The organism is Stutzerimonas chloritidismutans AW-1 (genome assembly GCF_000495915.1).
Lineage (GTDB): Bacteria > Pseudomonadota > Gammaproteobacteria > Pseudomonadales > Pseudomonadaceae > Stutzerimonas > Stutzerimonas chloritidismutans.
In genome coordinates this window covers 81061-103311 of the sequence record NZ_AOFQ01000031.1, presented here as the reverse complement: position 1 = coordinate 103311, position 22251 = coordinate 81061, and the positions used below count along the sequence as shown (strand labels likewise).

17 protein-coding genes and 2 pseudogenes are annotated in these 22251 nt (G+C 64.9%); 13 read left to right on the top strand and 6 right to left on the bottom strand.

Features of this window, described 5'->3' with window-relative positions:
* The first annotated feature begins 200 nt into the window (after positions 1-200).
* Together F753_RS0124895 and F753_RS35825 are read left to right on the top strand one after the other, a co-directional pair.
* Positions 201-524 (top strand): helix-turn-helix domain-containing protein, encoded by a 324-nt coding sequence (locus F753_RS0124895; RefSeq protein WP_031297634.1) that lies wholly within the window; start codon positions 201-203, stop codon positions 522-524.
* A pseudogene (locus F753_RS35825) lies at positions 524-1751 on the top strand (type II toxin-antitoxin system HipA family toxin). Before F753_RS0124895 ends, F753_RS35825 begins: the two are co-directional and overlap by 1 nt.
* Positions 1752-1870: 119 nt before the next feature.
* Here the strand turns inward: F753_RS35825 and F753_RS35820 are convergent.
* Positions 1871-2812, bottom strand: coding sequence for a LysR family transcriptional regulator (locus F753_RS35820; protein WP_023445247.1), 942 nt, complete (start codon positions 2810-2812; stop codon positions 1871-1873).
* Positions 2813-2914: 102 nt separating this feature from the next.
* Between F753_RS35820 and F753_RS35815 the strand changes: the two genes are divergently transcribed.
* Positions 2915-4057: an L-talarate/galactarate dehydratase gene (locus F753_RS35815; RefSeq protein WP_023445246.1), complete on the top strand. Its 1143-nt coding sequence runs from the start codon at positions 2915-2917 to the stop codon at positions 4055-4057.
* A gap of 35 nt (positions 4058-4092) precedes the next feature.
* On the opposite strand, the gene F753_RS35810 is transcribed toward F753_RS35815, so the two are convergent.
* The 4 genes from F753_RS35810 to F753_RS35795 all read right to left on the bottom strand — a co-directional run bounded on the left by F753_RS35810 (position 4093) and on the right by F753_RS35795 (position 8568).
* Positions 4093-5613 carry a tripartite tricarboxylate transporter permease gene (locus tag F753_RS35810; protein WP_023445245.1) on the bottom strand — a complete coding sequence of 507 codons (1521 nt, stop codon included), beginning with the start codon at positions 5611-5613 and terminating at the stop codon, positions 4093-4095.
* A gap of 10 nt (positions 5614-5623) precedes the next feature.
* A complete protein-coding gene (locus F753_RS35805; protein ID WP_023445244.1) occupies positions 5624-6118 on the bottom strand; it encodes a tripartite tricarboxylate transporter TctB family protein in 495 nt (164 codons plus the stop codon).
* 64 nt (positions 6119-6182) lie between these two features.
* Positions 6183-7160: a tripartite tricarboxylate transporter substrate binding protein gene (locus F753_RS35800; protein WP_023445243.1), complete on the bottom strand. Its 978-nt coding sequence runs from the start codon at positions 7158-7160 to the stop codon at positions 6183-6185.
* 28 nt (positions 7161-7188) lie between these two features.
* Entirely contained in the window at positions 7189-8568 is a 1380-nt protein-coding gene (locus F753_RS35795; RefSeq protein WP_031297632.1) for an enolase C-terminal domain-like protein, read from the bottom strand.
* A 451-nt stretch (positions 8569-9019) separates the two neighbouring features.
* Between F753_RS35795 and kdgD the strand changes: the two genes are divergently transcribed.
* From kdgD to F753_RS35745, 10 genes are all read left to right on the top strand, one after another.
* A complete protein-coding gene (kdgD, locus tag F753_RS35790; protein ID WP_023445241.1) occupies positions 9020-9931 on the top strand; it encodes a 5-dehydro-4-deoxyglucarate dehydratase in 912 nt (303 codons plus the stop codon).
* 71 nt (positions 9932-10002) lie between these two features.
* Complete coding sequence (locus tag F753_RS35785) at positions 10003-11445, top strand: aldehyde dehydrogenase family protein (protein ID WP_023445240.1); 1443 nt, start codon at positions 10003-10005, stop codon at positions 11443-11445.
* Between the two features lie 93 nt (positions 11446-11538).
* On the top strand, positions 11539-12879 hold the full coding sequence (gene gudD, locus F753_RS35780; RefSeq protein ID WP_023445239.1) for a glucarate dehydratase: 1341 nt from the start codon (positions 11539-11541) through the stop codon (positions 12877-12879).
* 172 nt (positions 12880-13051) lie between these two features.
* Positions 13052-14605: a galactarate dehydratase gene (gene garD, locus F753_RS35775; RefSeq protein ID WP_031297630.1), complete on the top strand. Its 1554-nt coding sequence runs from the start codon at positions 13052-13054 to the stop codon at positions 14603-14605.
* Between the two features lie 138 nt (positions 14606-14743).
* Complete coding sequence (locus F753_RS35770; protein WP_031297629.1) at positions 14744-16867, top strand: TonB-dependent siderophore receptor; 2124 nt, start codon at positions 14744-14746, stop codon at positions 16865-16867.
* Positions 16868-16916: 49 nt separating this feature from the next.
* Positions 16917-17213: a DUF3649 domain-containing protein gene (locus F753_RS35765; protein ID WP_023445236.1), complete on the top strand. Its 297-nt coding sequence runs from the start codon at positions 16917-16919 to the stop codon at positions 17211-17213.
* A complete protein-coding gene (locus F753_RS35760; RefSeq protein WP_023445235.1) occupies positions 17210-18736 on the top strand; it encodes a PepSY-associated TM helix domain-containing protein in 1527 nt (508 codons plus the stop codon). The genes F753_RS35765 and F753_RS35760 overlap by 4 nt, the downstream gene beginning before the upstream one ends.
* 2 nt (positions 18737-18738) lie before the next feature.
* Positions 18739-19062 (top strand): DUF3325 family protein, encoded by a 324-nt coding sequence (locus F753_RS35755; RefSeq protein WP_014818835.1) that lies wholly within the window; start codon positions 18739-18741, stop codon positions 19060-19062.
* A gap of 43 nt (positions 19063-19105) precedes the next feature.
* A complete protein-coding gene (locus tag F753_RS35750) occupies positions 19106-20032 on the top strand; it encodes a 2-hydroxyacid dehydrogenase (protein WP_023445234.1) in 927 nt (308 codons plus the stop codon).
* Between the two features lie 108 nt (positions 20033-20140).
* Positions 20141-21031, top strand: a complete 891-nt coding sequence (locus F753_RS35745; protein WP_023445233.1) for an aldose 1-epimerase — start codon at positions 20141-20143, stop codon at positions 21029-21031.
* A gap of 84 nt (positions 21032-21115) precedes the next feature.
* Here F753_RS35745 and F753_RS35740 read toward each other — a convergent pair.
* Positions 21116-22175: pseudogene (locus tag F753_RS35740) on the bottom strand (OprD family outer membrane porin).
* Positions 22176-22251 lie beyond the last annotated feature (76 nt).

Below are 22251 nucleotides of genomic sequence, written 5' to 3'. Positions count from 1 at the left end.
TGCCGAACTGGACAGATTTACCGCCCGGGATCCGAGAGTGATCTGCCGTTCCGGGTTTGTTCGCCGTAATAAGATATCTATTCATGACAGCTTATCGCACTTAAGGTGCTTTGAAATGACTTCTTAATACCATTGCAAGGTTGCTTAGTGTGCGATTAGTAGTATCTTATCCTTTATAGGATGTCGCTTGGTTTAACCTTATGAAAGGCTTTTTCCCTGTTCAAAGTACGTCTCTGCTTTACCGTATAGGCCTTCTGGTGAAGGAGGCGCGTCTGCGCATGGGGCTGCGCCAGGCTGACCTTGCAGAGCGGGCTGGGATTTCTCTCCGAGCTGTTCGTCACATTGAGGGAGGCAAGGCTGAAGGTGTTTCGCTTCGCGACTTCATGCTCGCGTTGTTCACCGTTGGGATTTCTGACCGGGTTTTCCAGGCGCTGATCGATGACCCAGCGCTTGATCTCGACGCTTTGGAAACCAATGCGACCAAGCGCGTCAGGCTGCCGCGCAGCAACGCGGAGGACTTCTAATGTCGCGCGCTTACATCTACATGGAGTGTCCGGAAACGGGTGAGACTGTGACTCTGGGCAGGCTGACCCTTGCGGGTGGTACGGGAACCTTCGTCTATGCGCCGGAGATCGTGGAAGCCAAGCGTTGGGTGCCTGATCCGATACGGTATCCGCTCTCCACTCGACCCATTCAGGTACATAAGAATGGCGGCGTTCCCGGCTTCATTGATGATGCGATGCCAGATGGCTTGGGGGGAACGCCTGTTGCGCCGCACCCGAAAGGGCGAGCTCACTCCGATCCAGCTCCTGCTGTTATCTCCTAACGAAGATCGCGCCGGAAACATCATGGCTGGCGAAGATCGCACCCCGAGGCCGGGTATAGGCGAAAGGCCTGTGAAAATGCTTGAAGCCAAAGGGCTCGATCATTTCATAGATATTTGCGCTGCGATCTATGACAGCCAGCTGAGCGCTGAGCAGCTGGAGGAATTAAGAATACGGGATCAGCGCTCAGCTGTTGGTGGTGCCAGGCCCAAGCGCACGTACCGCTTTGATCACAAGCTGATTCTTGCCAAGCCACGCGACAAATTTGATCACTACGACCTGCCGAAATTCGAGTATGCCTGCATGACTTTTGCGGCTACCAAGGGGATGAATGTTGCTCGGACAGCACTCCATCAAAGTGAAAGGGGCAACACGTTGCTAGTGGAGCGATTCGACCGAGAATGGTCAGCGAATGATGCAAGGTTTCGCCGCATTCCGATGATGAGTGGCTTAACTCTTCTCGATGCCGAATGGCAGGTGCAGCGCAACAACGGGTGGATCTACGCGGCGCTCGCCGATGAGCTGTACCGCAGAGGCGCGCCAGATTCTGATAGGCAGGCGCTCTACAGGCGAATGGCCTACAACGCTCTGGTCGGCAACAGTGACGATCATCCTCGCAACCACGCCGTGATCTGGCAGGAAGGCGCTTGGCGCCTCTCGCCCATGTATGACGTTCTTCCCGTACTGGGAGAGGGGCCTGCGCAGGGGCTGGCGATGGAGGTTGGTATCAGCGGTACTCTCCTAAGTCGAGCCAACCTGCTTAGCCAGCATGAGCATTTTGCACTGACGAAAGATGAGGCGGCCGGCATATTGGGCGAGGTCGCTTCTTGGGAGTCGGAGCTGATGGAGCACTATGCAACGCATTTGGCTGGGGCTGAGCTGGATGCAGCAGTGGACGCAACAAGCAGCGAGAGGCTGCTGGCTTAGGGCGGGCTGCGAAGGCTTCTCCTGCACTCTTAGACCTTGCTTTAGCGTCGAGCAGCGCATTCGTCACAGCCTGGATAGCCCCGGCTCTGGTCGACCATTTGAACGTCAACTCGTGGCCGTCAGCAGCCCGTCCCATGGTGTTGGGGCTGGATTGGCGGCAGGTCCCAGGCGATATCGCGGGCCGCCTGACGCACGGCATTGCGCGCCGCCTCCAGCGTCGGGTTGTCGTTGTCGTCGCGCCAGGCCAGATACAGCTCGGCGCAGATGCCCTCCGGCAGCGGCAGTTCGCGAAAGCGTACCTGCTGGAAGCGGATCGCGCTGGCCCCGCGCGGCACCAGCGCCAGGCCGAGGCCAGCGTTGACCAGCGAGAGGATGGTGAGCGTCGAGCCCAGTGACTGGACGAATTCGGGCTGGATACCGCTGGCGCGGAACAGCCCGGTGTGCAGCTCGTTGAACGGCTGCCAGGCGCCATGGGCATAGAGGATGAATGGCTCGCCGTGGAGCATTTCCAGGGTCGGCGCCGGATGCTGCGCCAGCGGGTGGTCGGTCGGCGTGGCCAGCACGAAGGGCTCGCGCAGCAGGCATTCACTGACCAGTCCCGGCTGCTGCAACGGCTCGCGCACCACCGCCAGGTCGACCCGCCGCGCGCGCAGAGCCTGCAGTTGTTCGAAGGTGGTGGTCTCCAGCAGGTTGATGGCCACACCTGGCCGTTCCCGGCGCACTTGGGTGATCGCGCGCGGCAGGAAGTCGTAGACCGCGCTGGCAACGAAGCTGATGGTCAGCGAGCCGCTCTCGCCCAGTGCGGCCAGGCGCGCACCTTGTGCGGCGCGGTGGGCCTGGTCGAGCAGGGCCTGGGCCTCGACGAAGAAAGCGCGGCCGGCGGCGGTGAGTGCTACCGAGCGCGTGCTGCGGGTGAACAGCGCGACGCCGAGCTGGTGTTCCAACAACTGGATCTGCCGGCTCAGCGGCGGCTGGGTCATATTCAGGCGCTCGGCCGCGCGACGGAAATTCAGTTCGCTGGCCAGGGTGGTGAAGCAGCGCAGCTGGGCGAGTTCGAACATTGATCCGTTCCTGGTATCAATCGAGAGCTTTAATGAATTGGACCGTATCAATCAGTCGGCGGATTATCCAGCGCATCCCCTGACTGGCGAGGCGGTGCACGAATGAGCGACCTCTATGAAGCTGACCGCATCAGCTTGATCGGCCTGCGTGCGGTGGAGCTGCCGCTGCAGCGGCCGGTCAGCGACGCCAAGGTACTCACCGGGCGGCAGCTGCCGCTGGCGTCGGTCAGCCTGTTGTTCGTTGAACTGCAGTCGCAGCAGGGCCATCACGGCCTCGGTTTCAGCTACAGCCTGCGCACCGGCGGCCACGCGCAATATGCCCACGCGCGGGAACTGGCGCCGTTGCTGCTGGGCGAAGATCCCAACGACATCGCCCGCCTGTGGAGCCGGCTGAGCTGGGCCAGCGCCTCGATCGGGCGTAGCGGCCTGGCAGTGCAGAGCATTGCCGCCTTCGATACGGCGCTTTGGGACCTCAAGGCGCGTCGCGCCGGGCTGCCACTGGCCAAGCTGCTCGGCGCCCACCGCGACGCGGTGCCTTGCTACAACACCTCCGGCGGCTACCTGCAGGCGCCCATCGAGGAGGTCATCGAAAAGGCCGAGGCGTCTAGGGCGCGAGGCATTGGCGGGATCAAGCTGAAGGTCGGCCAGCCCGATCGGCACGCCGACCTGCGCCGGGTCGCGGCGCTGCGCAGGCACTTCGGCGACGAGGCGGCGCTGATGGTCGACGTCAACCAGCAATGGGATCGCACCACCGCGGCACGCATGGGCAGGGCGCTGGAGGAGTTCGAGCTGATCTGGATAGAGGAGCCGCTGGACGCCCACGATCTGGAAGGTCACGCCGCCCTGGCGGCGCAGCTGATCACCCCGGTCGGCACTGGCGAGATGCTCGGCAGTGCGGCCGAAGCCTGTGCCTTCGTCGAACGCGGGGCGGTGGATGTGATCATGCATGATGCGCCGCGCATCGGTGGTTTCACGCCGTTCCTGCAGGTGGCCGAGGCGGCGCGGCGGCGCGGAATCGTGATGGCGCCGCATTTCGTTATGGAATTGCATATCCACCTCGCGGCGGCCTACGAACATGCCACATGGGTCGAGCATTTCGAATGGCTCGAGCCGCTGTTTAAGGAGCGGCTCGAGATCCGCGACGGCTGCATGCAGGTGCCGACCCGGCCCGGGCTGGGGCTGAGCCTCAGTGAGCAGGTGGCGGGTTGGACGCTGGCAAGCGAGACGTTCGGCACCAAGCCCTGACGGCAGCCCCTCTGCTGGCGCAGAGGGGCGCAGCTTCAGGTGCGTAGCACCTGACCGAGCACGCCGCTCCGTGGCCGCATCGCGCTGTACAGCTGCCAGAGCACGAAGGCCAGGGCCAGCCCGAGAAAGGTCGCGGCGATGGGGTTGGTGAAGAACGAGGCGAAGTTGCCGTCGGAGAGCATCAGGCCGCGGCGCAGATTGGTCTCCGCCATCGGCCCGAGGATGAAGCCGATGATGAAGGGCGCGACCGGCATGCCCGCCTTGACGAAGGCATAGCCAAGCACACCGAACAGCAGGATCGACCAGACATCGAACAGCCGGCTGGAGAGGCCGAACGCACCGACCACACAGAGCACCAGGATGATCGGCAGCAGGATGTGCTTGGGCACGTCGAGCAGCTTGATGAACAGGCGTAGGCCGTAGAACTCCATGAACAGCATCATCACCGAGGCCACCAGCAGCGCGGCGAAGATGGTGTAGACCAGCGGCCCCTGGCTGATGAACAGCAGCGGGCCGGGCTGGATGCCGTGGATCAGGAAGCCGCCGAGCAGGATCGCCGTGGTGGTGTCGCCGGGAATGCCCAGGGTCATCAGCGGCATCATCGCGCCGCCGATGCCGGCATTGTTCGCGGTCTCGCTGGCGACCACGCCACCGATGTTGCCCTTGCCGTAGGTTTCCGGCTGCTTGGCGCGCTTCTTCGCGACGATGTAGGAGAGCAGATTGGAGGTGCCGGCACCGATCCCCGGGAGAATGCCCACCGCCAGGCCGATCAGACCGGAGCGACTGGCGTTGGGCAGCTCCTGGCGGAACTCCTTGAGCGAGAAGCCGAAGCCTTTGATGTCTTTCATGCTCACCGAACCGGCCTTGCTGCGCACGGCATGCCGGCCGGTTTCGGCGAGCTTGATGACCTCTGCCACGGCGAACATGCCGATCATCACCGTGAGCATGGAGAAGCCGCCGTTCAGTTCGCTGATGCCGAAGGTAAAGCGGCGTACGGCTTCCACCGGGGCGATGCCAACGGTGGATACGGCGATGCCCAGCGTGCCGGCGAACAGCCCCTTGACCATCGAGCCGGCGGAAAGGGTGGCGATCAGCGTCAGCGAGAACACCGCGATGGCGAAGTATTCGTGCGGGCCGAAGCTCAGTGCGATCTTGGCCAGCTGCGGGGCGATGAACATCAGCGCGATGATGCTGAAGATGGTGCCGAGAAAGGAGAACACGATGCCGACGCCGAGCGCCTTCACGCCCAGGCCTTGCTCCATCAGCGGGCCGCCGTCGAACACCGTGGCGATGGACGATGGCGTACCGGGAATCTTCAGCAGGATCGCCGAGATCAGCCCGCCGGACGTAGCGCCGATGAACAGTGCGACGAGCAGCGACAGGCCAGCTTGCGGCCCCATGGTGAAGGTCAGTGGCAGGCACAGCGCCACTGCCATGGTCGCCGACAGGCCGGGCACGGCGCCGAAGACGATGCCGACCGCGACGCCGCCGAGCATCAGCAGCATGATGTAGAGCGAGAAGACGGCACCGAAGCCTTGCTGCAGTAATTCGAGCATGGTCGATTCCTCAGAAATTCAGCAGGCCAGCGGGCAGCAACAGATCGAAGGCCTCGCGGAACAGCAGGTAGATGACGGCCGACGTGACCACCGCGATGGCCGCGTAGGGCAGGTGGCGGACCTTTTGGTTCACGGGCGTCAGGACGATGAACTGCAGGTAGAGGTACAGCGCGGTCATGATCGGAAAGCCCACCGGGCCGAGCAGCACCACGTAGATAAGGATGAGCCCGAGGGTCTTCAGCACGGTCAGCGGCTCGACGACGCTGGTGCTGGTTTGCTCCGGTGCGTCGGCGTCGCTCTCGGCCGCGGGCCGCGCGCGGTTGCCGATGGCGCTGAGCGTCTGCAGCGCCCCGAGCAGGCAGAGCAGGATGGCCAGCAGGGTGGGGACGGTGGCGGCATCGATGCCGTCGTGGCCGGGTACGCGGTAGGCCATCACCAGATAGGCGATGCTGGCGCCGAGCATGGCCACGCCGATGATCAGTTCTTTCTTGTTTGCAGTGGTCATGGCAAACCTCCGTGCGCGAGGAGAGACAGCCAGCCGGCGTGGCCGGCTGGCGACACGTCAGGGATCAGTTCTTGGCCTGACGCAGTTCGTCCTTGAACTGCATGAAGTCCTCGCGGGTCTTGGCCAGAATCGCCTTGGCCTCTTCGGTGCCGTAGTAGGCCACCGGCTGCTTGAACTTCTTCAGTTCCTCGGCGTACTCGGGGATTTCGGTGATCTGCTTCATCACGTCGGCCATCTTCTTCACGATCGCCGGATCGGTGCCCTTCGGGAAAGCGACCACGTAGGGCTTGTCCATGGTGATGTCGAGGCCCTGCTCCTTGAGTGTCGGCACCTCGCCGAGCAGTGGGTTGCGCTCCTCGTTGGGCTGGCCGAGGGCGACCATCTGCCCACCGCTGACGTAGTCCTGCACCGAGCCGTAGGTGATCGCGCCGAGGTCGAGGCGTCCGCCGAGCATGCCCACCACGCGGTCGGAAACCGTGCCGCCGTCGACCATCTTCAGCTTGGTGTCGGTCAGCTTCTCCAGCATCAGCCCCTGCACGTGGGAGAAGCTGCCCATCTCGGTGCCGTAGGTGATGCTGCCCGGCTCGGCCTTCGACTTGGCGATCAGGTCCTGCATGCTGGTCACGCCGGACTGCTTGGAGGCGACGAACACGGTGCTCTTGTCGACCCCGGCGATGCACGCCACATCGAAGGTCTCGTAGCTGTCCTCGGTGAGGCCGGCGACCTCGTTGACGATCAGCTGACCGGGGTGGGTGAAGAGGATGGTGTTGCCATCCGCCGCCGCGCCCTTGACCTGTTCGGCGGCCAGGGTGCCGCCGCCGCCGGCGATGTTGGTCACCACCATGCTCTTGCCGGTGATCTGGTTGAAGTACTTGGCCATGGTGCGGGCGTTGAAATCGGTGTCGCCGCCGGGGTTGGCGATCACCACCACCTGCACGGGGCGGGTCGGCCATTTCACGTCGGCCGCCATGGCGGTGGAGGCGGCGAGGCCGGCAATGCCGACGAGGGCAGAAAGCAGGGAGGCGCGGAATATTGTTTTCATTGGAGTTCTCCGGGTTTGGGCTGCGGGATCAGGTATTGCGGCCGAGGCTGGGTTTCTTCGGGTCATAGGTCCAGCCAGGCACCAGGTAACGCATCGCCATGGCGTCGTCACGCGCACCACTGGCGACCTTCTTGTAAAGCTCGTGAGCCGCCATGATCCGGTCCATGTCCGGCTCGATGCCCAGGCCCGGGCGCTCGGGTACGCGAACCTGGCCGGCGACGATCTGCAGCGGCTCTCGGGTCAGGCGCTCCTGGCCTTCCTGCCAGATCCAGTGGGTGTCGATGGCGGTGATGCGTCCCGGCGCGGCGGCCGCGGCGTGGGTGAACATGGCCAGCGAGACGTCGAAGTGGTTGTTCGAATGCGAACCCCAGGTCAGGCCGAACTGCTCGCACATCTGCGCCAGGCGCACCGAGCCCTGCATGGTCCAGAAATGCGGGTCGGCCAGCGGGATGTCGACTGCCTCCAGGCGCAGCGAGTGGCCCATCTGCCGCCAGTCGGTGGCAACCATGTTGGTGGCAGTGGGAATGCCGGTGGCGCGCTTGAACTCGGCCATGATCTCGCGGCCGGAGTAGCCATTTTCCGGGCCGCAGGGGTCTTCGGCGTAGGCGAGCAGGTGGCCCTGGCCCTTGCACAGGGTGATGGCCTCGTCCAGCGACCAGGCGCCGTTAGGATCGAGGGTGACGCGGGCATCCGGGAAGCGCGCCTTGATCGCGGCGATGGCCTGCATCTCCTCCTCGCCGCGCATCACCCCGCCCTTGAGCTTGAAGTCGGCGAAGCCGTAGCGCGCATGCGCGGCCTCGGCCAGGCGGACGATGGCGTCCGGGGTCAGCGCCTGCTGGTGGCGCAGGTGGTACCAGTCCTCGCCGGTGCCGGCCAGATAGGGCAGGTCGGTGCGCTGGCGATCACCTATATAGAAGAGGTAGGCGAGCATCGGCACGGCATCGCGCTGCTGGCCGCTGCCGAGCAGCTCGGCTACCGGCACGTCGAGGTGCTGGCCGAGCAGGTCGAGCAGGGCGGCCTCGACTGCGGTTATCACGTTGTCCAGGCGCAGGTTGATCTCGTGGGGCTGCTTGAGCACCGCCGCCTCGGCTGCGGAGGTCACCTCGTGGCGGGTGTCGCGGCCATTGCCGGCGAGCATCGCGCGCAGGCGGTTGAGCACCCGGTTGTAGGCGCCGATCGGCTGGCCGATGACCAGCGGGCAGCTACGCTCCAATGCCTGACGGATACCCTCGCCACCGGGTACTTCGCCGATACCGGTGTTGCCGGCATTGTCGGTGAGCAGGACCAGGTTGCGGGTGAAGTAGGGGGCGTGGGCGCCGCAGAGATTGAGCAGCATGCTGTCGTAGCCGGCCACGGGTATGACCTGCATGCTCTGTACACGGGGCGTTGCACTGGACGGCTGACTCATTGTGCGCGGCCTCCGCTGCAGGCGAGGCGAGCGACCGGAGCGGGCGCTGTGCGCGCATCTGCTGAGGCAGCGCGGCGGATGGCGTTATCGGCAGCCAGCGGCTGCGCAGGGGACGGGCAATTGCGGAACATGTCCGGGGCCTCGCTATTGTTATTGTGGTTATAGGTCGTCGTACGACTATGTGGGGTTTTTACAGTTCGCTACGTCACCTGTCAAACGAAATCATCAGTGCATTTGGCTGGGGCATCCGCAGCTGCTTATGCCTTTTAAGCTGCCGCCCTTATGGTGATTAACCTGGCCGGGTGAGTGAAAAGCAGAAAGCTTTCAGTCAGCTTTCAGCGCTGAAGAAAATGCGCAGAAAAAACGGTTGGAGTATTTTTAGTTGTACGATAACGTATCTCAAGGCTGATGCCCTTGTACCTCCTCCACATGCATTCAGGATGCTCGAATAATGAACCCACAAGAATTGAAGGCCATCCTCTCTTACGGCCTGCTGTCATTCCCGGTCACCGACTTCGACGCGCAGGGCGACTTCAATCGCGCCGGCTACGTCAAGCGCCTGGAATGGCTCGGTCCCTACGGTGCCTCGGCGCTGTTCGCTGCCGGCGGTACCGGCGAGTTCTTCTCGCTGGAGCCGCGCGAGTACAGCGAGATCATCAAGACTGCCGTGGATACCTGCGCCGGCACGGTGCCGATTCTCGCCGGCGTCGGTGGCCCGACCCGCCTGGCCATCCAGATGGCGCAGGAGGCCGAGCGCCTGGGGGCCAAGGGCCTGCTGCTGCTGCCGCACTACCTCACCGAGGCGAGCCAGGAAGGCGTCGCCCTGCATGTCGAGCAGGTCTGCAAGTCGGTGAACATCGGCGTGGTGGTCTACAACCGCAACGTTTGCCGCCTGACCGCGACGCATCTGGAGCAGTTGGCTGAGCGCTGCCCGAACCTCATCGGCTACAAGGATGGTCTGGGCGACATCGAGCTGATGGTGTCGATCCGCCGCCGCCTCGGCGAGCGTTTCAGCTACCTCGGTGGCCTGCCGACCGCGGAAGTCTATGCCGCGGCCTACAAGGCGCTAGGCGTGCCGGTGTATTCCTCGGCGGTGTTCAACTTCATTCCGAAGACCGCCATGGACTTCTACAAGGCCATCGCCCGCGAGGATCACGAAACTGTCGGCAAGCTGATCGACGATTTCTTCCTGCCGTACCTGGACATTCGCAATCGCTGCAAGGGCTATGCGGTCAGCATCGTCAAGGCCGGCGCACGCATTTCCGGCTACGACGCCGGCCCGGTGCGCGCGCCGCTGACCGAGCTGAAGCCCGACGAATACGAGCGCCTGGCGGTGCTGATCGAGAAGCAGGGCGCCCAGTAAGCCTTCCCCAGAATCGTCCCGGCGCCGCGCTGCCGAACGGCCGCGCCGGGCATCATCAGAGGACACTTTGCATGGCTGACGTACAACGCTACGACAACTACATCGACGGCCAGTGGGTCGGCTCGGATCGCTACCAGGCCAACACCAATCCGTCCGACCTCTCTGACATGATCGGCGAATACGCCCAGGCCGATGCCGGGCAGGTCGAGCAGGCCATCGCCGCCGCCCGCCGCGCCTTTCCGGCCTGGGCCACCTTCGGCATCCAGGCGCGCGCCGATGCGCTGGAAAAGGTCGGCGTGGAAATCCTCGCTCGCCGTGAAGAGCTCGGCACGCTGCTGGCCCGCGAAGAGGGCAAGACCCTCCCGGAAGCCATCGGCGAAGTCGCCCGTGCCGGCAACATCTTCAAGTACTTCGCCGGCGAATGCCTGCGCCAGGCCGGCGAGACGCTGCAGTCGGTGCGCCCCGGGGTCGGTGTGGAAGTGACTCGCGAACCGCTCGGCGTGATCGGCCTGATCACACCGTGGAACTTCCCCATCGCCATCCCCGCCTGGAAGATCGCCCCGGCGCTGGCCTTCGGCAACTGCGTGGTGATCAAACCGGCCGACCTGGTGCCGGGCTGCGCCTGGGCCATCGCCGAGATCATCTCCCGGGCTGGCTTCCCGGCCGGCGTGTTCAACCTGGTGATGGGCCGAGGTCGTGAAGTCGGCGAAGCCATCGTCAATGCCAGGGATGTCGACGCGGTGAGCTTTACCGGCTCGGTGGGTGTCGGTCGCGGCATCGCCCAGGCCTGCGTGGCGCGCGGCGCCAAGGTGCAGCTGGAGATGGGCGGCAAGAACCCGCAGATCGTGCTGGACGATGCCGACCTCAAAGTCGCGGTCGAGCTGTGCACCCAGAGCGCCTTCTATTCCACCGGCCAGCGCTGCACGGCCTCGAGCCGCATCATCGTCACCGAAGGCATCTACGACCGCTTCGTCGAGGCGATGGTCGAGCGTATCAAGAAGATCAAGGTCGGCCCGGCGCTGGAGCAGGGCGTCGACGTCGGTCCGGTAGTGTCCGAGGCGCAGCTTGAGCAGGACCTGCGCTACATCGAGATCGGCAAGCAGGAAGGCGCACGCCTGGCCTGCGGTGGCGAGCGGGTGAAGTGCGGCACCGAGGGCTACTTCCTGGCGCCGACACTGTTCGTCGACAGCAACCCGAGCATGCGCGTCAGCCGCGAAGAGATCTTCGGCCCGGTGGCCAACGTGGTGAAGGTCAAGGACTACGACGAGGCGCTGGCCATGGCCAACGACACCGAGTTCGGTTTGTCCGCCGGCATCTGCACCACCTCGCTGAAGCACGCCAACCACTTCAAGCGTCACGCCCAGGCCGGCATGGTGATGATCAACCTGCCGACCGCCGGGGTGGATTACCACGTGCCGTTTGGCGGCCGCAAAGGCTCGTCCTACGGCCCGCGCGAGCAGGGCCGCTACGCCCAGGAGTTCTACACCACGGTGAAGACCACCTACATCGGCTGAGGTGAAAGCCGGTCGAAAGGCCACGCTGCGAAACTGCGTAACGGCGCCCCGCGCGGGCGCCGCATCCCCGACAAGAACAACAGAGGGACACCCATGACCATTGCCGCAACGGGCACGCCCCGCATTACCGAACTCACCGTCGTGCCCGTCGCTGGGCAGGACAGCATGCTGATGAACCTCAGCGGCGCCCACGGCCCCTGGTTCACCCGCAACATTCTCGTTCTCAAGGACAGCGCCGGGCACGTCGGCGTTGGCGAGGTGCCGGGCGGCGAAGCCATCCGCCAGACTCTGGAGGACGCCCGCTCTCTGCTGGTCGGCGAACCGATCGGCCAGTACAACGCCTTGCTCAACCGTGCGCGCCGCGCCTTCGCCGACCGCGATTCTGGCGGCCGCGGCCTGCAGACCTTCGATCTGCGCATCGCCATTCACGCCGTCACCGCGCTGGAATCGGCGCTGCTCGACCTGCTCGGCCAGCATCTGGACGTGCCGGTCGCCGCACTGCTCGGCGACGGCCAGCAGCGCGACGAGGTCGAGATGCTCGGTTACCTGTTCTTCATTGGTGATCGCAACAAGACCGACCTCGGCTACCGCGACGAATCCGGCGCCGATGACGCCTGGTTCCGCCTGCGCAACGAGGAGGCGATGACCCCGGAGAGCATCGTCCGCCAGGCCGAGGCGGCCTACGAGCGCTACGGCTTCAAGGACTTCAAGCTCAAGGGCGGCGTGCTGCGCGGTGAAGAAGAAGTCGAGGCGATCCGCGCGCTGGCCGCACGCTTCCCCGACTCCCGCGTGACGCTGGACCCCAACGGCGCCTGGTCGCTGGATGAGGCCATTGGGCTGTGCCGCGATCTGCATGGCGTGCTGGCCTATGCCGAAGACCCCTGCGGTGCCGAAAACGGCTACTCCGGTCGCGAGGTGATGGCCGAGTTCCGCCGCGCCACCGGCCTGCCCACCGCGACCAACATGATCGCTACCGACTGGCGGCAGATGAGCCACACGGTGCAGCTGCACTCGGTGGACATTCCGCTGGCCGACCCGCACTTCTGGACCATGGCCGGCTCCGTGCGCGTGGCGCAGATGTGCGCCGACTTCGGCCTGACCTGGGGTTCGCACTCGAACAATCACTTCGATATTTCGCTGGCGATGTTCACCCACGTCGCCGCCGCCGCGCCGGGCCGCGTCACTGCCATCGACACCCACTGGATCTGGCAGGACGGTCAGCACCTGACCCGCGAGCCGCTGAAGATCGTTGGCGGCAAGGTCGCGGTGCCGCAGAAGCCGGGCCTAGGCGTCGAGCTGGATTGGGATGCGCTGGGCAAGGCACATGCGCTGTACAAGGAAAAAGGCCTGGGCGCCCGCGACGACGCCATCGCCATGCAGTACCTGATCCCCGACTGGACCTTCAACAACAAGAAGCCCTGCATGGTGCGCTGAGACGCCGCGGTTGCAGGCGCGCTGCGCCCGTGGTGGACGGCTTCGGCCGTCCACCCTACGGAGGGTGTGATGCGCAAAGCCGTTCTCGGTAGATGGCTTCGGTGATCCCCTGCGGCTATGCGAAGAGCAGAACAACAACCGGACCCTAACCGGAGCAGACATGAGCGAAACCGTGCAACTGATTCCCCACCAGGATTCCCCGCGCTGCATCCGCCTGCACGAGGCGGACAACGTGGCCGTGGTGGTCAATGACGGCGGCGTGCCGGTCGGCGCCCGTTTCGAGGATGGCCTGGTCACCGTCGAGGCCGTGCCGCAGAGCCACAAGGTCGCGCTCGTCGACATCGGCATAGGCGAGCCGGTGCGGCGTTACGGGCAGATCATCGGTTACGCGCTCGAACCCATCCGTTGCGGTAGCTGGGTCAAGGAAACGCAGTTGAAGATGCCCAGCGCACCGCCGCTGGACAGCCTGCCGCGTGCCACCGCCGTGCCGGCTGCGCTCGAGCCGCTCGACGGCTACACCTTCGAGGGCTACCGCAACGCCGACGGCACCGTCGGTACGCGCAACATCCTCGGCATCAGCACCACGGTGCAGTGTGTCACCGGCGTGCTGGAACACGCGGTCAAGCGCATCCGCGACGAGCTGCTGCCGAAATACCCGAACGTCGACGACGTGGTCGCGCTGACCCACAGTTACGGTTGCGGCGTGGCGATCAACGCCCGCGACGCCTACATCCCGATCCGCACCGTGCGCAACCTGGCGCGCAACCCCAACCTGGGCGGCGAGGCGCTGGTCATCAGCCTCGGCTGCGAGAAGCTGCAGGCCGAGCAGGTGATGCACGAGGGCGATCCCTCGGTGGACCTGCGCGACCCCTGGCTGTACCGCCTGCAGGAGTCCAACAGCGGTTTCGGCGAGATGATCGAGCAGATCATGGCGCTGGCCGAAACGCGGCTGAAAAAGCTAAATCAGCGCCGACGCGAAACGGTGCCGGCCAGCGAGCTGATCCTCGGCATGCAGTGCGGCGGCAGCGACGCCTTCTCCGGCATCACCGCCAACCCGGCGCTGGGCTATGCGGCGGACCTGCTGGTGCGCGCCGGGGCCACGGTTATGTTCAGCGAGAACACCGAGGTGCGCGATGCGGTGTACATGCTCACCGCTCGCGCCGAGACGCCAGAAGTCGCCGATGCGCTGATCGCCGAGATGGACTGGTACGACCGCTACCTGGAGCGCGGCGCCGCCGACCGCAGCGCCAACACCACGCCGGGCAACAAGAAGGGCGGGCTGTCGAATATCGTCGAGAAATCCCTCGGCTCCATCGTCAAATCCGGCAGCGGCGCCATCAACGGCGTGGTCGGGCCGGGTGAGCGGGTCGCGCGAAAGGGCCTGATCTTCTGCGCCACCCCCGCATCCGATTTCGTCTGCGGCACGCTGCAGCTGGCTGCCGGGATGAACCTGCACGTGTTCACCACCGGTCGTGGCACGCCGTACGGCCTGGCCATGGCGCCGGTGGTCAAGGTGGCGACGCGTACTGAGCTGGCCGAGCGCTGGCCGGACCTGATCGATATCGACGCCGGGCGCATCGCCAGTGGCCGCGCGAGCATCGAGGAACTCGGCTGGGAGCTGTTCCACTATTACCTGGACGTCGCCAGCGGCCGCAAGCAGACCTGGGCAGAGCGCCATCGGCTGCACAATGACATCGTGCTGTTCAACCCAGCGCCCATCACCTGAGCCGGAGCGTTCCCGCTGCGTCGAACTCGCAGCGAGTGCTATTGCCCTGCAATCGCAGGAGATTGGTAACTGCTATCTTCTAAATGGGAACATTTATCAATATCATGCGCGTTCTCATCAAACAACAAGGTAGCACTCATGAGTCGCGTTGTCGCTTCGCCCCCGTTTTCGTTGCGCCCGCTGGTGTTGGGCCTGCCGGTGCTGGTCGCCTGCTTTGCTGTCGACGCTGAGGAAGCGGTCGAGCTGGAGGCACAACAGATCACCGCGCCACGTGAAGTCGAGCAGGGCAATGGCCCGGTCGAAGGTTATGTCGCCAAGCGCAGCGTCGGCGCCACCAAGACCGACACACCGATCATCGAAACCCCGCAGTCGATCAGCGTGATCACTGCCGACCGCATTCGCGACCAGGGCTCGCTGACCATTCAGGACTCACTGCGCTATGTCGCCGGCATGCGTGGCGAGGCCTATGGTCTGGACAGTCGCGGCGACTTCGCGCTGATCCGCGGTGTCGCGCCAACACTCTTCTTGGATGGCCTGCAGCAGAGCGTGGGTTTCTATACGAACTCACGCACCGATCCGTTCACCCTGGAGCGCGTCGAGGTAATCAAAGGACCGTCGTCCATGCTCTATGGGCAGAGTTCGGTCGGCGGCTTGCTCAACTTCGTCAGCAAGCGTCCGCAGGCGGAACAGAAGAGCGAGCTGCAGTTGCAGTACGGCAGCTTCGACCGCAAGCAGATCGCCTTCGACAGCACCGGTCCGCTGGATGAAGACGGCACGTTGCTCTATCGCGTCGTGGCAATCCAGCGCGACAGCCAGACCCAGGTCGATCACACGAAGGACAACCGTCTGGTGTTCATGCCGTCATTGACCTGGCGCCCGAACGAGCAGTTCGAATGGACGCTGATGGCCAACGTGCAGAAAGACGATAGCGGCACCACCAGCTCCTTCCTGCCGCACCGCGGCACGGTACTCAGCGCACCCTACGGCGAGATTGGCAGCGAGCGCTTCGTCAGCGAACCCGGCTTCGACGAATATGACACCGAGCAGAAAGCACTGACCTCGCAGATGGCCTGGCGTGTCGACGACACCTGGACGCTGCGGCAGAACCTGCGCTGGCAGAAGAGCAAGGTCAGCTACCAGACCATGTATGGCTGGCCGCCGGTGCTCGGTGCCGACGACCGCACGGTCAATCGTGTCTGGTCCATTTCCAAGCCGGAGGTGACCATCTGGAGCGCCGACCATCAGGCCGAATCGCGCTTCGATACCGGCCCGCTGCAGCACACCGCGCTGGTCGGTATCGACTACCGGCACGCCGTCACCGATAGCAAGACCGCCCGCGGAACCGCCACCCCGCTGGATCTCTACGATCCGGTGTACGGCACCTTCGACCCATCCGGCATTACGCTTTCCGATGTCCCGCAGCAGCGCGTTGCGCAGCAGGGCCTCTATGTTCAGGACCAGATCCGTCTCGACAAGTGGCTGGCAACTCTGGGCCTGCGCAAGGACTGGGCCGACACCCGCGTCGAGCAGGGCACCCGGCAGAAGGACGATGCTGTGACCGGCCGGGTGGGCCTGACCTATCTGTTCGACAATGGGGTGGCGCCCTACATCAGCTACAGCGAGTCCTTTACGCCGATTATCGGGCTGGACAACTTCACTCAGCAGTCCTACAAGCCGCTCGAGGGCGAGCAGTGGGAACTCGGTGTGAAGTACCAGCCGGCAGGCAGCAACACGCTGCTCACTGCAGCGGTGTTCGATCTGCGCGAGAAGAATCGCCAGATGCCGAACCCGGCGAACCCGCTCAGCACCATTCAGGCAGGCGAAGCGCGGGTCAAGGGACTAGAGCTTGAAGGGCTGGTGGAGATGAACTCCAACTGGGATCTGATCAGCACCTACACCTACCTCGACAGCGAAGTGGTCAAGGGCCCATCTGCCCAGCAGGGCAAGCGCATCGCCAGTGTGCCCGAACACATGGCCTCGCTATGGTCGCAGCACCGCTTCAGCATCGCCGGCATCCCCGGCTTCAGCGCCGGCGCTGGCGTGCGTTACGTCGGTGCCAGCTGGGATGGCACCGACAGCCTGAAGACGCCGTCGACGACGCTGTTCGACGCCATGCTCGGCTACGCCTACCAGGACTGGGCGTTCACCCTCAACGCCACCAACCTGGAAGACGAGACCTACTACACCACCTGCCTGTCGCGTGGCGACTGCTTCACCGGCAACCGCCGCACCGTGGTGGCAACCGCGAGCTACAGCTTTTGAACGTCGCTGAGCCACGTGCCGCTTGCCGGCCTGCAAGGGAGGATTCGAGGTGAGTCGCAACGCATCCATCAATCGCTGGAACATCGCGTCGCGTGTGCTTGCGGCGCTGGTCGGCGGCTATGCGGTCGCCTACGCGGTGACCGCCTTTCTGGCGGTCTACCTGCCGCTGGCGCGGCCTGATCGTGTGGTGTTTTCCAGCCTGGCGAGCTTCGCCGTGTGGACCGCCGTGGTGATCTACGTGTTCGCCGCCCGCAGTGCCACGCGGGTATGGCTGTTGATCGTCGGTGTGACCGCGGTGCTGTGTCTGGCCGCGTTCTTTTCCGGCGACTGGAGGGTTCGTCCATGAAACTGCGCCAAAGCATGGCCGGTTTGCACACCTGGGGCGGCCTGCTGCCGAGCTGGCTGCTGTTCGTGATCATCTTTGCCGGCACCGTCGCCTGCTTCGACAAGGAACTCACCCGCTGGATGCGTCCGGCGCTGCATGACGGCGTGGTATCCAGCCTCGGTGCGGACGATGTGCGTGGCTGGTTGCAGCAGAACGTCAGCGAGGAGTTGCATGCCTTCTGGATGCACGGCCCGACCGAGCGCGAGCCTTACTGGCGACTCGGTTGGGAAGTAGACGCCACCAAGACGATCCACAACATCGCCTTCGACCCGCGCAGCGCGCAGGCCGAGCCAATGCCGGAAACGCTGGGTGGCGAGTTCTTCTTCAAGTTGCACTACAACCTGCACGCCGGTGACATCGGCATGTACATCGTCGGCCTGGCCGGCATGTTCATGCTCGTCGCGCTGGTGTCGGGGGTGATCATCCATCGGCGCATCTTCAAGGATTTCTTCACCCTGCGGCCCAAGGCCAACGGCCAGCGTGCCTGGCTCGATGCGCACAACCTGTTCGGCGTGGTCGGTTTTCCGTTCCATCTGGTGCTGGCCTACACCGGCGTGGCGATCTTCGTCGCGTCCTACATGCCGGCCGCCGCGCAGGTGAGCTATTCCGGCAACGTCATGCAGTACTTCGGCGAGGTGATGGGCAGCTTCGAGCGCGAAGAGGTGGGCCAGCCGCCGTCGGCTCCGGTGTCCCTCGATGCGCTGATCGCCGAATCGCGCCAGCAGTGGGGCGGTGGCGAGGCGGGCTGGGTCAGCGTGCATCATCCCGATGATGCCTCGGCGGTGGTCGACGTCCGTCGTCAGGACCGTTCGCGGATCGGCTCGCCGCAGGACACCCTCAGCTATGACGCCGGCACTGGCGAGCTGCTCAATCGCCAGGACGCATCCACCGGCTACCGCGCCTACCTCTGGCTGGCGGGGCTGCACATGGCGCAGTTCGGCGGCACGCTGGTGCGCCTGCTCTATTTGCTGATGGGGCTTGCCGGTTGCGCCATGCTGGTCGGCGGGCTGCAGGTCTGGCTGGCCAAGCGCGAACAGCGCGGCGACCGCAGCGTGATCTGGGTGCGCGCGCTGAACGCCTCGGTGTTTGCCGGCCTGCCGCTGGCCAGCCTGGCGCTGCTGTGGGGCAATCGTCTGATTCCGGCAACATTCGCCGAACGCGCCGTGGCCGAAGGCTGGGTGTTCGTCGGTGCCTGGTTGCTAGCGGTGCTCTGGGCCGTTCTGCGCCGCCATCAGAGCCGCCGCCTGCTGCGCGAGCAGCTGCTGCTCGGCGCCGTGCTCGCGCTCGGCTTGCCGATCATCAACGCGCTGACCACCGATGGCCACCTGATCGCCAGCCTCGGACGTGGCGACTGGGCCCTGGCATCGGTCGATCTGTTCATGATCGTCGCGGGACTGGTGTGTGCGGCCTGCGCCTGGCGCCTGAACGCAACGCCGGCTGCCGCTGCGGTGCGCGGTCGCTCAACCCGTGTGCAGGAGGCCTGATCATGCTGCTATTGGCATTCGCGCTGGCCTACCTGGGCATGACGCTGCTCTGCCTGACCATGAACCGCCACCGTGGTGCGCTGCTGCGCGCCGATACGCGCCTGCCGGGCCCGGCCATCATCCGTTCGCTGGCCGTTGGCTGCTTTGGCTTCGCGCTGTGGCTCGGCGTCAACAGCCAGGGCGGCGAGATTGGCACGGTCATCTGGCTGTGCCTGGTCATGCTCTCCGGCTTGCTGCTGGTGCTGCTGCTGGCCTGGCGTTCGCGCTGGGTACTGCCAGCGGTACCGCTGCTGGCGGCATGCGGGGTGGTGCAGACCGTGCTGTAAACAACCCATGGGCTGCGGCCCGCCAACGCGCAGAGGAATATCGATGAGCTGCATTCTCCAGATGGGCCCCTTGTCCGAGCGAGTCCAGCAACGCCTGAGCGGGCATGAGGTGCTGGCCTACTGGCAGGGCGACGCCGAAACGCTGCTCGCCGAGCATGCCGGGCGCATCGAGATCATGCTTACCTCTGCGCGCTTCGGCTGCCCGGCCTCGTTGATCGAACGGCTGCCCCGGTTGAAGGCGATCTGCAGTTTTGGCGTCGGCCATGACGCCATCGCCGTAGAAGCCGCCAAGGCGCTCGGCATTCCGGTGAGCAATACGCCGGATGTGCTCAACGAATGCGTGGCCGATCTGGCCTTCGGCTTGATCATCGACAGCGCGCGACAGCTCGCCCTGGGCGACCGCTTCGTCCGCGAGGGGCGCTGGGGCGAGGCTAACCTCCCACTCGGCCGTCGCGTCAGCGGCAAGCGGCTGGGCATCGTCGGGCTGGGCCGCATCGGCGAGGCGGTGGCCAAGCGCTCGGCGGGCTTCGACATGGCCGTGCGTTATCACAATCGTCGGCCAGTGGCCGGTAGCCCGTACGAGTACGAAGCGAACCTGCTGGAACTCGCGCGCTGGGCGGACTTTCTCGTGCTCAGCTGTCCCGGCGGGCCGCAGAAGCAGAACCTCATCGACCGCGCAGTGCTCGACGCGCTGGGTGCCAAGAGCATCCTGATCAACGTCGCGCGCGGTTCGGTGGTGGACGAGCCGGCACTGGTCGCGGCACTGCAGGAGGGCCGGCTCGGCGGTGCCGGACTGGACGTCTTCGCCGAAGAACCGAGGGTCCCGGCGGCCCTCTGCGAGCTGCCCAATGTCGTGCTGCTGCCGCACATTGGCAGCGCCACCCATGAAACCCGCGGCGCCATGGAGGATCTGCTGCTGGACAACCTCGACAGCTTTCTTCGCGAGGGACGGCTGCTGACGCCGGTCTGACCGCGGCAGTCGACCGCTGGGTGGCGGCGTTTTGTCTACGCGAGAAATCGCAGCCTCATTCGCAAGCAACGTCGCTCCATCTCTGAGCGGCCACCATCAGGAGCGCGCATGGCTTCCCTCGATGAAGTGCACCTCGCCCACGCCGGTTTCCGGCTCTCGGTCTGCCCGGCGCTAGGCGGCGCAATTACCCGCTTCGCCCTGGATGATTTCGACCTGCTACGTCCCTGGGATGGCAGCGAGCAGGTGCGTCGTACCAGTTGTTTCGTGCTGGCGCCGTACTCCAACCGGGTTGGCGGCGGAATGTTCCAGGCGGACGGCGAGTCGCACCGCTTGCGGCTGAATTCCGCGGAGCATGCCTTGCCGATTCACGGCGTGGGCTGGAAGCGCCCGTGGACACTGGCTGCGCAGGAGGCCGACCGACTGCTGCTGACACTGCTGCATCGGGCCGAAGGCGATGGCCGGCAGGACTGGCCGTTCTCCTTCGAGCTGGAGCATGAGCTCGGGCTCGACGAGCAGGGCGCCTGGCTGCGGCTGGCGCTGATCAACCGCAGCGAGCGGGTGATGCCGGCCGGGCTCGGCTGGCACCCGTACTTCCCGCGCCATGCAGGCGTGACGCTGCGTTTCGCTGCCGAGCAGGTCTGGCTGAGTGACGATCAGCAGTTGCCTAGCGAGGCGGTGGATGTACCGTCACGCTGGGACTTCCGTCAGATGCGGGAGCTGGGTGAGCCCGAGCTGGATCACTGCTTCGCCGGTTGGGATGCCACGGCAACCTTGCAGTGGCCGACGGCAGGCGTGCGGCTTGAGCTCGAGGCGGACCCGTCGATGACGCATCTGGTGGTCTATACGCCGCCGGCCGCGCAGGGCTTCTTCGCCGTGGAGCCGGTGTCCCATCGCAACAACGCGCTGAATGCGCCGGACCCGGCCAGGCATGGCGTTTTGTATCTGCAGCCGGGCGAGCGACTGGAGCGCCGCTGCTGCCTGCGTGTCACGCGTTGCTGAAGGCGGACGAAAAAAGGCCCGTCATTCGACGGGCCAAAGATTTATCGCAACCGGAGCGAGGAGGGTTGCGTACTGCGCTACCGCTTACAGCAGAGACAACGGGTAGTTGAAGATCAGGCGGTTTTCGTCGAATTCGGTCGCGCTGTAGTCGCGACGGATGCTGGAGTTGCGCCACTTGATGTTGAGGCTCTTGAGCGGACCGCTCTGCACCGTGTAGGCCAGCTCGGACTCGCGACCCCATTCCTTGCCATCGTCCACGCCACCGGCTTCGATCTGATCGCCGCTGATGTAGCGGTTCATGATGGTCAGGCCCGGAACGCCCATGCCGGCGAAGTTGTAGTCATGGCGCAGCTGCCAGGAACGCTCGTTGGCGTTGTCGTACGCGGAGTTGAACGAGTCGTTGGCGAGGGTGCCGCCACTGGTGCCGTTGACGCGCATCCAGCCGTTGTCGCCGCTGACCTTCTGCAGACCGACGTAGAAGGTGTTGCCACCGACCTGCAGGCCGAACAGGCCGGAGTAAGTTGAAGCGGTCGGAACTCGCGCCGCCGTAGAACATGTCGTCCATGCTGCCGTCGTCGCGCGGGCTGTTCTGCCGCATCTGCCCGCCGTAGAGCGACAGACCCTTGATTTCCTTGGAGGTGATCATGCCGCCCTGGAAGGTCTGCGGCAGCGAGCGACCGTCGTCCGAACGCAGGATCGGCAGTACCACCATCCATTCACCGACGCGCACCTCGGTTTCGGAGAACTTGGCCTTCGCCGCGACTGCCAGGCGCGCGAAGTCATCCGGCGGATGCCGATCGCCGGGTGCGCCATGCACCGGCAGCAGGCCAGTGCCATAGGTACCGCCACCGCCATCCAGCTTGACCGCCAGCAGGCCCAGCGCGTCGACGCCGAAGCCCACCGGGCCGGGCGTGTAGCCGGATTGGAAATTGAGGATGAAGCTCTGCGTCCACTCTTCGCCCTTGCTCTGGGGGTAGTCGGAGTCGACGAAATTGCGGTTGATGTAGAAGTTGCGCAGGTTCAACGAAAAGTTCGCATCTTCGACAAAGCCTTCGGCTTGGGCGCCGGCAGTGAAGCCGAGCGATGCGAGGGTCATGCAGCCGCCCGCGAACAGTGCGACGGACGAGGGTGTGCGTGGGGTCATTATTGTTGTGCTCCCTTGCTTGATGGGCCGCCCCGGTGTGGCCACCGTGGGGGCGGTGGTCTATGCCTGATCGGCA